Source organism: Kitasatospora sp. NBC_00315, from assembly GCF_041435095.1.
Classification (GTDB): Bacteria; Actinomycetota; Actinomycetes; order Streptomycetales; family Streptomycetaceae; genus Kitasatospora.
This window is the reverse complement of record NZ_CP108025.1, coordinates 2950671-2963227: the sequence shown is the minus strand read 5'-3', so window position 1 is coordinate 2963227 and position 12557 is coordinate 2950671. Positions and strand designations below refer to the sequence as shown.

Here is a 12557-nt window from a genome sequence, read left to right as displayed (position 1 = left end):
CGCGCCACCCCTCGCATGCCCTGGGCACGAGGGGTTTTTTGTTGCACTGAAGCTGCTGGAACACCCGCTAGACCACTGGCCCCGACACCTCGCCCTCCCACTCCACAGGGATCGGGCGGAGGATTGGGGCAGAGCCGGCGACCGGTCCGCCGCAGGCACCCTCCCCACCGGTGAGGGCACGCTGCCCGGGCCGGCAGAACCCGAGAAGAGACAGGCAGATGACCGAGCACGCCGCATCCCCCCGCCGTGGGGACACCCCGGCCGCCCATGCGCCGGGTCCCCAGCACGTCGTCGAGACCATGACCGGCGCGCAGTCGCTCATCCGCTCGCTGGAGGCCGTGGGCGCGGACACCGTCTTCGGCATCCCGGGCGGGGCCATCCTTCCCGCGTACGACCCGCTGATGGACTCGCGCAAGGTCCGTCACATCCTGGTCCGCCACGAGCAGGGTGCCGGTCACGCCGCCACCGGCTACGCGCAGGCCACCGGCCGGGTCGGCGTCTGCATGGCGACCTCGGGCCCCGGTGCGACCAACCTGGTGACCCCGATCGCCGACGCCTACATGGACTCCGTGCCGATCGTCGCGATCACCGGGCAGGTCGCCTCCAAGGCGATCGGCACCGACGCCTTCCAGGAGGCGGACATCTGCGGCATCACGATGCCGATCACCAAGCACAACTTCCTGGTCACCGACCCGTCCGAGATCCCCCGGGTGATCGCCGAGGCGTTCCACATCGCCGCCACCGGCCGCCCCGGCCCGGTCCTGGTCGACATCGCCAAGGACGCGCTGCAGGCCACCACCACCTTCCGCTGGCCGGTGGAGACCTCGCTGCCCGGCTACCGCCCGGTGACCAAGCCGCACGCCAAGCAGATCCGCGAGGCCGCGAGGATGCTGGTCGGCGCGAAGAAGCCGGTGCTGTACGTCGGCGGCGGCGTGCTCAAGGCGAACGCCACCGCCGAGCTGCGGATCCTGGCGGAACTGACCGGCGCCCCGGTCGTCACCACGCTGATGGCGCTCGGCGCTTTCCCCGACAGCCACCCGCAGCACCTGGGCATGCCGGGCATGCACGGCAGCGTCCCGGCCGTCACCGCGCTGCAGAAGTCGGACCTGCTCTTCACCCTCGGCGCCCGCTTCGACGACCGGGTGACCGGCAAGCTGGACAGCTTCGCCCCGTACGCCAAGGTCGTGCACGCCGACATCGACCCCGCCGAGATCGGCAAGAACCGCCCGGCGGACGTGCCGATCGTCGGTGACGCCCGCGAGGTGCTGGCCGACCTGATCGTCGCGGTCCAGGCCGAGTTCGACGCCGGCCACACGGCCGACTACGCCGACTGGTGGCTGCGGCTCAACGAGTGGAAGACCACCTACCCGCTCGGCTACGAGAGCGCGCCGGCCGGCGGCCTCGCCCCGCAGCAGGTCATCGAGCGGATCGGCGAGCTGGTCGGCCCGGACGCGATCTACGCGGCGGGTGTCGGCCAACACCAGATGTGGGCCTCGCAGTTCATCAGCTACGAGAAGCCCGCCACCTGGCTCAACTCGGGTGGCGCGGGCACCATGGGCTACGCCGTGCCGGCCGCCATGGGCGCCAAGGCGGGCCGTCCGGACGTCCCGGTGTGGGCCATCGACGGCGACGGCTGCTTCCAGATGACCAACCAGGAACTGGTCACCTGCGCGCTGAACAACATCCCGATCAAGGTCGCCGTCATCAACAACGGCTCGCTGGGCATGGTCCGCCAGTGGCAGACGCTCTTCTACAACCAGCGCTACTCCAACACCGTGCTGCACGCGGGCCCGGAGCACGACGGCATCGCCGCGCCGCTCCAGGGCACCCGGATCCCCGACTTCGTCCTGCTCGCCGAGGCGATGGGCTGTGTCGGGCTGCGGTGCGAGCGCCCGGAGGACCTGGACGCGGTGATCAAGCAGGCGATGGAGATCAACGACCGCCCGGTCGTGATCGACTTCATCGTGCACCAGGACGCCATGGTCTGGCCGATGGTCGCCGCCGGCACCAGCAACGACGAGATCCTCGCCGCCCGGGACGTGCGCCCGGACTTCGGCGACGACCTCGACTGACCTCCGACCACCAGAACCAGAGAGAGCTACGAAATGTCCAAGCACACCCTCTCCGTCCTGGTCGAGAACAAGCCCGGCGTGCTCGCGCGCATCGCCGCCCTGTTCTCCCGTCGGGGTTTCAACATCGACTCCCTCGCCGTCGGCCCCACCGAGCACCCGGACATCTCCCGGATGACCATCGTGGTCAACGTCGAGGACCTCCCGCTGGAGCAGGTCACCAAGCAGCTCAACAAGCTCGTCAACGTGATAAAGATCGTCGAACTCGACCAGTCCGCTGCGATCCAGCGCGAACTGGTCCTGGTGAAGGTCCGCGCCGACAACGACACCCGGTCGCAGATCGTCGAGATCGTCCAGCTGTTCCGCGCCAAGACGGTCGACGTCTCACCCGACGCGGTGACCATCGAGGCCACCGGCAGCTCCGACAAGCTGGAGGCGATGCTCCGGATGCTGGAGCCCTTCGGCATCAAGGAGCTCGTGCAGTCCGGCCTGGTGGCCGTCGGGCGCGGTGCCCGTTCGATCACCGACCGTTCGCTGCGCGCGCTGGACCGCAGCGCGTAGTGACGGCCGGTCGCTCGACGACGCGACCCGTCTCACCACCTGAAGCAACGCCCCACACCCCCGCCGGGTCCACGTACCGTGGGTACCGCACCACCCGGCATCACCATCACGCAAGGAGATGTGCCCCCGTGGCCGAGCTGTTCTACGAAGACGACGCCGACCTGTCCATCATCCAGGGCCGCAAGGTCGCGGTCATCGGCTACGGCAGCCAGGGCCACGCCCACGCGCTGTCGCTGCGCGACTCGGGCGTGGACGTCCGTGTCGGCCTCTTGGAGGGCTCGAAGTCCCGCGCCAAGGCGGAGGAGGCCGGCCTGCGCGTCGTCTCGCCGTCCGAGGCCGCCGCCGAGGCCGACGTCATCATGATCCTTGTGCCGGACCCGATCCAGGGCGACGTGTACAAGGAGGCCATCGAGCCGAACCTGAAGGCGGGCGACGCCCTCTTCTTCGGCCACGGCCTCAACATCCGCTTCGGCTTCATCACCCCGCCGGCCGACGTCGACGTCTGCATGGTCGCCCCGAAGGGCCCGGGCCACCTGGTGCGCCGCCAGTACGTCGAGGGCCGCGGTGTCCCCGCGATCGTCGCCGTCGAGCAGGACGCCACCGGCAAGGGCCTGGACCTGGCGCTCTCGTACGCCAAGGGCATCGGCGCCACCAAGGCCGGCGTCATCAAGACCACCTTCACCGAGGAGACCGAGACCGACCTGTTCGGTGAGCAGGCCGTCCTCTGCGGTGGCACCGCCGCCCTGGTCAAGGCCGGTTTCGAGACCCTGGTCGAGGCCGGCTACCAGCCGGAGATCGCCTACTTCGAGTGCCTGCACGAGCTGAAGCTCATCGTCGACCTCATGTACGAGGGCGGCCTGGAGAAGATGCGCTGGTCCGTCTCGGAGACCGCCGAGTGGGGCGACTACGTCACCGGCCCGCGCATCATCACCGCCGACACCAAGGCCGAGATGAAGAAGGTCCTCGCCGAGATCCAGGACGGCACCTTCGCCAACACCTGGATCGCCGAGTACAAGGCCGGCCTGCCGAAGTACAACGAGTACAAGAGCGCCGACTCCGAGCACCTGCTGGAGACCACCGGCAAGAAGCTCCGCAAGCTGATGAGCTGGGTCAAGGAAGAGGCGTAAGCCGCCCGCCGCGCGTCGGCGCCTCCTCCGGGAGGCCCGCGCGCGGCACCTGTCCGGCCGGGGCAGGCCTCTCAACGGGCCTGCCCCGTCTGTACATCTTGGTTGATCCCGTGCGGGTGATTTCGCCGTACGGGAGCAGCCGACCCCCTCGCCCGTCGATACACTTCCGAGTGCGCGTCAGGCCCACAGCGTCGTGCGTCTATCTACGCGGCATGCCACCTTCCCCCGCTGGTCACGCCACCTTCGTGCCATGGACCGGGGAGAACCGGACAGTTAAGGACACACTGTCGTGAGCACTGTGACATCCAAGAGCGCCGTCGTCCTGATCGCCGAGGAGCTGTCGCCCGCCACCGTTGACGCACTGGGCCCGGACTTCGAGATCCGCCACTGCAACGGGGCCGACCGCACCGAACTGCTGGCCGCCATCGCCGATGTGGACGCGATCCTCATCCGCAGCGCCACCAAGGTCGACGCCGAGGCCCTGGCCGCCGCCAAGAAGCTGAAGGTCGTCGCCCGCGCGGGCGTCGGCCTGGACAACGTCGACGTCGCCGCCGCCACCAAGGCCGGCGTGATGGTCGTCAACGCGCCGACCTCCAACATCGTCACCGCCGCCGAGCTCGCCTGTGGTCTGCTGATCGCCAGCGCCCGCCACATCGCGCCCGCCAACGCCGCCCTCAAGCAGGGCGAGTGGAAGCGCAACAAGTACACCGGCGTCGAGCTCAGCGAGAAGACCCTCGGCGTCGTCGGCCTCGGCCGGATCGGCGTGCTGGTCGCCCAGCGCATGTCCGCCTTCGGCATGAAGATCGTGGCCTACGACCCCTACATCCAGGCCGCCCGCGCGGCCCAGATGGGCGTCAAGCTGCTCTCGCTGGAGGAGCTGCTGGAGGTCTCGGACTTCATCACCGTCCACCTCCCGAAGACCCCGGAGACGATCGGCCTGATCGGCGACGAGGCGCTGCACAAGGTCAAGCCGACCGTGCGCATCGTCAACGCGGCCCGTGGCGGCATCGTGGACGAGGCGGCGCTCGCCAGCGCCCTGCGCGACGGCCGGGTGGCCGGCGCCGGCCTGGACGTGTACGCCAAGGAGCCCTGCACCGACTCCCCGCTGTTCGCCTTCGACAACGTGGTCGCCACCCCGCACCTGGGCGCCTCCACCGACGAGGCGCAGGAGAAGGCCGGCATCGCGGTCGCCAGGTCCGTGCGCCTGGCGCTCGCCGGCGAGCTGGTACCGGACGCCGTGAACGTCCAGGGCGGCGTGATCGCCGAGGACGTGCGCCCGGGCCTGCCGCTCGCCGAGAAGCTCGGCCGGATCTTCACCGCGCTGGCCGGCGAGGTGGCCGTCCGGCTCGACGTCGAGGTGCGTGGCGAGATCACCCAGCACGACGTCAAGGTGCTCGAACTCTCCGCGCTCAAGGGTGTGTTCGAGGACGTCGTGGCGGAGACGGTCAGCTACGTCAACGCCCCGCTGTTCGCGCAGGAGCGCGGCGTCGAGGTGCGTCTGACGACCAGCAGCGAGAGCCCCGAGCACCGCAACGTCATCACGGTGCGCGGCACGCTCTCCGACGGTGGCGAGATCGCCATCTCGGGCACGCTGTCCGGCCCGAAGCAGATCCAGAAGATCGTCGGCGTGGACGCCTTCGACGTGGACGTGGCGCTCACCGACCACATGGCGTTCTTCAAGTACGAGGACCGCCCCGGCGTGGTCGGCATCCTCGGCCGCCACCTCGGTGACGCGGGCATCAACATCGCGGGCATGCAGGTCGCCCGGGACGGCGAGGGCGCGCTGGCCTCGATCACCGTCGACAGTCAGATCCCGCAGGAGGTGCTGTCGGCCATCGCGGCCGAGATCGGCGCCAAGTTCGCCCGTTCGGTCGACCTGCGCTGACCCGAGCCGCTCCGGCGGCCCGCGCCACGGCCCTTCCGTCCTCGTGACGGGAGGGCCGTCGTCGTTTCGCGGGCGCCCTCCGGGGCAGTGGAGTGAGTCCCGTCTCAGATACTAGGAAATCCAAGTAGTTGGGCAGACAGCGACGGGTGGGACGTCGTACCGTGAAAGAGCCATACGGTCAGCCACCCCTGGCACCTACCTACCGGTCGGGGCGCGTGGCCCGTGTGTGCCGTACGCACCAAGGGCAGGCGACCCCTGCCCGGCGTACCCACCTCCCCACCCTCAGCACCCGTGTGTGCACTGAACCGAGGAGCCCGGTATGCCCCCCGTCGCAGATCTGCTCACCCACCGTGACCACCGTGCCGCCCCGGCCGCGCCCGCGCCGCGCCGCCGACGCCGGGCCGAGCCCAACCCCCGGGCGGCCGCCGCCCTCCAGCGGGCGCTCGACCTGCGTGACAACGGCGGCGTGACCGGCCACCTCGGCTAGGTCCGCCCCGGGCCACCGGCGGGCGGTGTCCGCCGGTGGCGCTCCTTCCCCCGGATGGCCTGACGCCACGTCACTCCCAAGAGTGCAAGTACTCCCCGTACGAGGGAAGTTGCTCGCCCGAAGTGGCGCGATGATCGTAATTTGAAGCCTCTCGGAGGGGCGATCGACGGCCGCGCGGTGCGGCCGTCAGCGGAACACGTGCGGATCGGTCCATCCCCACCGGGGGAGAGGGCCCCGTGCTCAAGCAATCCGTCCGCCGTCCGCTCCGCGGTGTCGGCCTCAGAGTCGCCACCGCGCTCGCCCTGGTGGCCGGGCCGCTCGCGCTGGGCGCCGGTCCCGCCACCGGCGCGGGCAGCGGCGCGCCCGGACCCGTCCGGGGTGCGACCGGCCGGTCCGTCACCGTGCTGCTGGAGCTCGGCACCGAGGCCGCGGCCCCGGCCTGGCGCCGCGCCGGCGCCGCGGCCGGGCGCGCCCTGCGCACCCCCGAGGAGATCCGCCGGGAGGCCGCCGAGGCCGGCGCCCGGCAGCGCCGCGTTGCGGTCGGCGCGTTGGACGCGCTGGCCCGCTCGGTCCACCGGGCCGCCCCCGCCGTCCACGAGCTCTACCGCACCCAGGCACTGCTCACCGGCCTCGCGGTCACCGTGCCGGCCGCCGCGCTGCCCGCGTTGCGGGCGCTGCCCGGGGTCCGGGCGGTGCACCCGATCGTCCGCAAGGAGCGTGACAACTCCTACTCCGTCCCGCTCACCGGCGCGCCCGAGGTGTGGTCGGGCGCGGCCGGCGGCGAGGGCGCGGCCGCGCCCGACACCGGCCGGGGCACCCGGATCGGCATCATCGACAGCGGCATCGACTACACCCACGCGGACTTCGGCGGTCCCGGCACCGAGCAGGCCTTCAAGGCCGTCGACGGCGCGAAACCCGCGCCGGCGAACCTCTTCCCGAACGCCAAGGTGAGCGGCGGCACGGACCTGGTCGGCGACGACTACAACCCCGACCCGGCGTCCCCGCACTTCCAACCGGACCCGCACCCGGACGCCAACCCGATCGACTGCGCGCTCAACGGCCACGGCACCCACGTGGCCGGCACGGCGGCCGGCCTCGGCGTGAGCGCCGACGGCCACCCGTACACCGGCCCCTACCGTCCGGGCCTGGACCCGGCCGCCTTCCGGGTCGGCCCGGGCGCGGCGCCCGGCGCCCAGCTGTACGCGATCCGGGTGTTCGGCTGCGACGGCTCCACCGACCTGCTCGCCCGGGCCCTGGACCTGGCGGCCGACCCGAACGGCGACGGCGACCTCTCCGACCGCCTGGACGTGGTCAACCTCTCGCTCGGCAGCCGCTTCGGCAACACCGACGACGCCGACTCCCTCGCCGCCGACCACCTCTCCGCACTCGGCACCGCGGTGGTCGCCTCGGCCGGCAACGAGGGCGACGTCTACGGCATCGGCGGCAGCCCCGGCAGCGCCCCCCGCGCGATCACCGTCGCCGCCTCGGTGGACCCGCACAGCGACGCGGACGGCCTGCGGGTGCTCGCCCCCGCCGCGCTGGCCGGCGTCCTTCCCGCGCACTGGAGCTCGCGCTACCGGGGCTGGTCCGTCCAGGACGTCTCCGGCGAACTCGCGGTGCCCGCCGACCAGCAGGACGGCTGCGCCGCCTTCAGCCCGGCCGACCGGGCACGGCTCGACGGCAGGATCGCGCTGCTGACCTGGCAGACCAAGGAGTCCGAGCGGGCCTGCGGATCCGGCCCCCGCGCCGACCACGCGGCGGACGCCGGAGCGATCGGCGCCCTGTACGCCGCCGTGGACGACCACCTGGCCGAGATCTCCGGCAACGACCGGATCCCGGCCGTGCTGCTGGCCCGCGCCGACGGCCGCAGGCTCCTCGACGCGGTGGCGGCCGGTCCGGTCCGGGTCCAGCTCGCCACCCCGGGCAACGCCCTGCACGGCGTCGTCCCGCAGGAACAGCCGCAACGCACCGACACGCTCACCGACTTCACCTCACGCGGCATCGGCGTGCCCGGCGTGGTCAAGCCCGACCTCGCGGCGCCCGGCGAGACCATCTGGTCCGCCAAGGCCGGTACCGGCTCCGACGGCATGCGGGAGAGCGGCACGTCGATGGCCGCGCCGCACGTGGCCGGCCTGGTCGCACTGGTCCGCGCCGCGCACCCGGACCGGAGCGTGGAACAGGTCAAGGCGGCGCTGATGAACACCGGCGCCGACACCTTCCCGGGTGACGACCGCAGCGGTCCGGCGTACGGGCCGGAGCGCACCGGGGCCGGTCGCGCCCGGGTCGATCTCGCGGTCGCCACGCCCGCCGTCGCCTACGCGGCGGGGGAGGGCGCCGTCGAGGGCGCGGTCGGGGTCTCCTTCGGCCCGGTGCCGGTCACCGGCCCGCTGACGCTCACCCGTGAGGTCGAGGTCCGCAACTTCTCCGCCGCGCCGCTCACCTACCGCACCGGCTACCGCGGCGCGACCGAGCTGCCCGGCGCCGGCTTCACGGCCGCCCCGGCGCGGATCACCGTCCCGGCCGGCGGCGCCGCGCGGGTGAGCGTCACGCTCGCGGTGCCCGGCGAGCTCGACCGGGCACCCGACCCGACCACCGACACCGAGCAGGCCGGGCACGCCCGCAGCTACCGCGGCGAGCTCTCCGGCCTGCTGCTGCTCACCCCGGAGGGCACGGCCACCGGCGCCGCCGCCCCGCCGGAGCTGCGGGTGCCGCTGCACGCCGCGCCCCGGCCCGCCTCCGACATCGCCGCCACCGTCCGGGCCAGGATCGCCCGCTCCGCCACCCTGCTGGCGCTCGGCGGCTCCGCCGCCCCCACCCCGGGCGGCGGCCTGGTCAGCGCGTTCGCGCTGGGCGGCGAGGGCGAGCGCTGGCCGGACTGCACCCCGGAGCTGCCCGCCGAGGCCCTCTGCGTGGACCGCCCCGGTGACCGCGGCGCCGACCTGCGCGCGGTCGGCGCCGCGACGGACGCGCCGGCCGGCTCCGCGGGGCCCGTGCTCTATCTCGCCGCGAACCTCTGGGCACCCGTGGTCACGCCGGTCGGCGTGTTCGCCGTACGGGCCGATCTCGACACCGACGGCGACGGCACCACCGACGCCGTCGTCTCGGCCGACCGTCTGCCGGGCAGCGACGTCCTGGTGGCCCGGACGCTGGACGCCCGCACCGGCAAGGAGCTGGACGTCCAGCCGCTCAACGCCCGCTGGGGCGACACCGACACCGACCTGCTGGACAGCGACAGCGTCGTCCTGCCGGTCCGGCTCTCGGCGCTGCCCGGGATCCGGGAGGGCGCCTCGGTGATCCACTACGGACTGTGGACGGGCCTGGCCGAGCCCGGGCTGCCCAAGGTGGCCGGCGCGCTCTCCACCATCGGCCTGGACGGCGAACGTCCGACCATCGCGTTCGACGTGCTGCACCCCGCGCTGGACGTCCGCAGCGGACTCGGCGGTCCGGCCGCCGTCCTCGCGCCGGAGCGTCCGAGCGGCGTCCTGGAGGTCCGACGGGCGGACGGCGACCCGACCCGGCTGCTGCTGCTCCACCACCTCAACCCGGACGGCCGGCGGGCGCAGATCGTCACGCTCGGCTGATCCGCCCGCTCCGACGGCCGGCCCGTCCGACACCCGACCGGGTGCCGGGCGGGCCGGCCGTCCGTCCGGGGGCCGCCGTCACCCTCCGGTCGCCCGTACCCGACGGGCCGGCCGGCGCCGGGGCCAGTGGGTGACCGCCACCAGGGCGATCACCCCGACCGCTGCCAGGCCCAGCACCGCCCCGGCGGCCAGCCCCGGCACCCGGTACGAGCACGACACGCGGTCGGCGCCCGCCCCCAGCGGGACGGAGACCAGGCCGAGGTACGGCTCCGCCGGCGCGTACCGGCCGCCGCCGGCCGAGCAGACCCAGCCCCGGACGGCCGGGACGGACAGGACGGCGGTTCCGGTGCTGCCGGCCGGCAGCACCGCGGCGAGGCCGTGGCCGCCCGCGGTGATCGTCCGCGCTCCGGTCGCGGTCAGCCGGGCCAGCGCGGCGGCGAGGTCGGCGGCCCGCAGACAGCCGACCGGGCGGGCCGGGATCTGGCCGGTGGCGGCGGTCCGCAGCAGCACCTCGACCCGCCCGTCGGCCGGCACGGTGCCGAGCAGGTGCACGGCGCCCGCGGTGGCCGGCTGCGAACCGCCCACCGCGTAGGTGGTGCCCAGGCCCGTCACGGTGCCGTTGAACCAGAGGCCGTGGAAGTACGCCGTACTGCCGGGCGTGCAGCTCCCGGCCAGCGTCGTGGCGGCAGCCCCCGCCGGGGTGGCGGGGACGGACCAGCCGCTGCTCCCGTGCGGCTGCGCCGCGGGCCCGCCGGCCGGGGCCAGGACCGGCACGTCGTAGACGGACCCGCCGAGCAGGGCCTCCCGCCGGGACCACACGGTCGAGGTGTCGGGCGGCCCGGCCGGGTGGACGGTGACCAGCGGTGGGGCGGGCGCCCGCCGAGGGGTGAAGCCGTCCGGGGGCGGCCCGTCGTCCAGACGGCCGCCGACCGCGAACAGGGCCCGGCCCACCGGGTCCTCGGGGCTGAAGGTGCGTCGTCCGCCGAGCGTCCAGCCGGCGCCGAGGCCGTGCAGCGCCTCGGCGGTGGCGGCGGGCAGCGTGTCCGAGGCGTACCCGCCGCCCTCGCCGTCGAGCAGCAGCGGGTCGTTGGCGGTGAACGCGTGCGGGCCCGGATCCGATCGGGAGCGGGGCCAGTCGGCGGCCGCCCGCACCGCCCGGCGGGCCGCGGCCTGCGCGGCCGCCCGGTCCGGACCGGTGCCGGTCGGCCCGGCCTCCGCGTCCAGCGACCGCAGGGCGCCGCCCAGCACCACGCAGGCCAGCGCCGCCGTCACCAGGGCGCTCGCCCGGCGCCGGGTGTGCAGCCGCTCCAGCGCCCACAGGGCGGCCAGCACCAGCGCGCCGCCCCCGGCGAGCCACAGCCGGCCCGCGGTGCCCAGGGCGTCCTCGCTGCCCGCGGACAGCGCGAGCAGCAGCACCAGGCAGGCGCCGCCGAGCAGGGCGGGCGGCCGCGGCCGGTGCGAGAGCGAGACCCAGGCCGCCGCCACCAGCAGACCGCCGAGCACGAAGGCCACCCGGGCCGGCCCGCCGACCGGCAGCGCCGGGCCGTGCCAGATCAAGACCTCCGGCTTCCACACCAGGCTCACCCCGGCCACCGCCGGCAGGGTGCACCAGGCGACCCGCTCGCGGGCCCGCACCCGCCGGTTGAACGGCAGGCTCGCGGCGAGCAGCAGGGCCGGTACGCCGACCGCGACGGCCGGCAGCGGGGGGCGCGGGGGACTGCCCGGCAGCAGCCGCGCCAGCTCGGCCACCGGACCGGGGGTGGCCTCGGGGCCGAGCAGTGCCGGCTGGGCGTCCCGGACGGCCGTCACCAGCACGAACAGCACCGGTGAGGCGGCCAGCACGCCGACCGCGGCCATGGTCACCGCCCGGCCGATCACCCGCACCCGGGCCCGCCCGGTGCGCCCGGGCAGGGCCGGCCCTGCGGCCACCAGCCTGATCAGCAGGACCAGTCCGGCCGCGAGGGTGGCCATCGCGGCGGTGTGAGTACTGAGGCTCCACGCGGCCGCGACGCAGAGGGTGCCCGGGGCCCAGCGCCGCTCGTGCAGACACCAGTCGCCGGCCAGCAGCAGCAGGGGCAGCGAGACCAGGCCCCAGAGCCGCACCGGGTTTGCCGCGCCCTCGGCGGGCACCCAGGCGCAGAGCCCGTAGCCGATCGCCAGCAGTGCCCGCAGCGGCGCCGGGCCGGGGTGCAACCGGCCCAGCGCGTACGTCATCAGGGCGGCCGCCAGGGCGATGGTCAGCAGGCCGGCCACCAGTACGGAGACGGCGGCGCAGGAGGCCGGGAGGAGTGCGGCCGGCCAGGAGAAGGGGTTGCCCAGCCCGGTCAGGACGTCCGGCAGGAACGGCGCGCCGAAGCCGCTGTTCCAGGTGAACAGCAGGTCACCGGTGGTGGCGCCGTGCAGCAGGTCCGACAGGTGCGCGTGCAGCGGCACCGTCACGTCGGTGAGCCGGCCGGGCACCGGCGGGCCGAACGGCTGCCCGCCGCGCAGCGCCGTCGCCAGGCAGTACACCCCCGCCGAGGCGGCGGCGGCAAAACCTGCGGCGGCGGCCTCCCGGCGGCGGGTGGTGCTGTCGCTCACTGCACGGGTCCGTTCTGCGAGGAATGTCCCGGCCTGATCGAATCGAGCATAGGTGGCGGGGGCGCGCGTGAACGCGATGCGCTCCCTCGTCGGAGTGGCTTCTCCCGGGCGCCGCACGTACGCCGTCGCCGGCATTCCGCACTTCTGGCGGGTGGAGAGCGACGGCGGCCGCCCGGTGGTCCTCGTGCACGAGCTCGATCCGGCCACCGGCGGGTACGGCGTGGCGGGCATCCACCACACGGTGCTCTAGCTCGACCGCCCGTTCCC

8 protein-coding genes are annotated in these 12557 nt (G+C 74.2%); 7 read left to right on the top strand and 1 reads right to left on the bottom strand.

Translation table 11 applies throughout. The features are described 5' to 3' along the window. Nucleotides 1-218: 218 nt before the first annotated feature. The 6 genes from OG823_RS11820 (at nt 219) to OG823_RS11795 (ending at nt 9710) form a co-directional block, all read left to right on the top strand. Nucleotides 219-2072, top strand: a complete 1854-nt coding sequence (locus OG823_RS11820; protein ID WP_371479433.1) for an acetolactate synthase large subunit — start codon at nt 219-221, stop codon at nt 2070-2072. A 33-nt stretch (nt 2073-2105) separates the two neighbouring features. Continuing rightward, nucleotides 2106-2630, top strand: coding sequence for an acetolactate synthase small subunit (ilvN, locus tag OG823_RS11815; RefSeq protein WP_371479432.1), 525 nt, complete (start codon nt 2106-2108; stop codon nt 2628-2630). 128 nt (nt 2631-2758) lie between these two features. Continuing rightward, the gene (gene ilvC / locus OG823_RS11810; protein ID WP_371479431.1) at nt 2759-3757 is read left to right on the top strand and encodes a ketol-acid reductoisomerase; all 999 of its coding nucleotides are present in this window, start codon (nt 2759-2761) and stop codon (nt 3755-3757) included. A 298-nt stretch (nt 3758-4055) separates the two neighbouring features. After that, on the top strand, nt 4056-5642 hold the full coding sequence (serA, locus tag OG823_RS11805) for a phosphoglycerate dehydrogenase (RefSeq protein WP_371484435.1): 1587 nt from the start codon (nt 4056-4058) through the stop codon (nt 5640-5642). Between the two features lie 319 nt (nt 5643-5961). After that, a complete protein-coding gene (locus OG823_RS11800) occupies nt 5962-6129 on the top strand; it encodes a hypothetical protein (protein ID WP_371484756.1) in 168 nt (55 codons plus the stop codon). A gap of 236 nt (nt 6130-6365) precedes the next feature. Continuing rightward, nucleotides 6366-9710, top strand: a complete 3345-nt coding sequence (locus OG823_RS11795; protein WP_371479430.1) for a S8 family serine peptidase — start codon at nt 6366-6368, stop codon at nt 9708-9710. A 78-nt stretch (nt 9711-9788) separates the two neighbouring features. Here OG823_RS11795 and OG823_RS11790 read toward each other — a convergent pair whose 3' ends face one another. After that, the gene (locus OG823_RS11790; RefSeq protein WP_371479429.1) at nt 9789-12290 is read right to left on the bottom strand and encodes a YfhO family protein; all 2502 of its coding nucleotides are present in this window, start codon (nt 12288-12290) and stop codon (nt 9789-9791) included. A gap of 94 nt (nt 12291-12384) precedes the next feature. Between OG823_RS11790 and OG823_RS11785 the strand changes: the two genes are divergently transcribed. After that, a complete protein-coding gene (locus OG823_RS11785; RefSeq protein ID WP_371479428.1) occupies nt 12385-12540 on the top strand; it encodes a hypothetical protein in 156 nt (51 codons plus the stop codon). Nucleotides 12541-12557: the final 17 nt, after the last annotated feature.

Excerpts from the sequence above, each read along its gene's own strand:
- OG823_RS11820 (WP_371479433.1), top strand. The coding sequence starts at position 219 with ATGACCGAGCACGCCGCATCCCCCCGCCGTGGGGACACCCCGGCCGCC.
- ilvN (WP_371479432.1), top strand. The coding sequence starts at position 2,106 with ATGTCCAAGCACACCCTCTCCGTCCTGGTCGAGAACAAGCCCGGCGTG.
- OG823_RS11800 (WP_371484756.1), top strand. The coding sequence starts at position 5,962 with ATGCCCCCCGTCGCAGATCTGCTCACCCACCGTGACCACCGTGCCGCC.